Source organism: Halomonas sp. ND22Bw (assembly GCF_003011945.1).
Taxonomy (GTDB): Bacteria; Pseudomonadota; Gammaproteobacteria; order Pseudomonadales; family Halomonadaceae; genus Halomonas; species Halomonas halophila.
This window is the reverse complement of record NZ_PXWD01000913.1, coordinates 1-270: the sequence shown is the minus strand read 5'-3', so window position 1 is coordinate 270 and position 270 is coordinate 1. Positions and strand designations below refer to the sequence as shown.

The 270-nt window shown below is 62.6% G+C and carries 1 protein-coding gene; it reads left to right on the top strand.

Annotated elements, in window-relative coordinates:
• Positions 1-270 (top strand): hypothetical protein (locus CVH10_RS26040; protein ID WP_181244601.1); only part of this gene is annotated, 270 nt, incomplete at both ends.

Below are 270 nucleotides of genomic sequence, written 5' to 3'. Positions count from 1 at the left end.
TCCAGCGGGTGCACCAGCTCCTCACGGGCGCCGACGGTTTCTACGACAACATCTTCCGTTCCCTCGGTGTGCCGTATGAGCCGGCTCGCTGGCATCAGGACACCAACCCGCTGGACGACACCGGAGCAAAGGTTCGGAAGCAGCACGCCGTCTGGCAACTGATCAATGCGTTCCGCGTCCGCGGTCACCTCATTGCCGACCTCGACCCGCTGGCATTGGTCGAACCACACACGCACAGCGAACTCGACCCCAATACCTACGGGCTGAGTA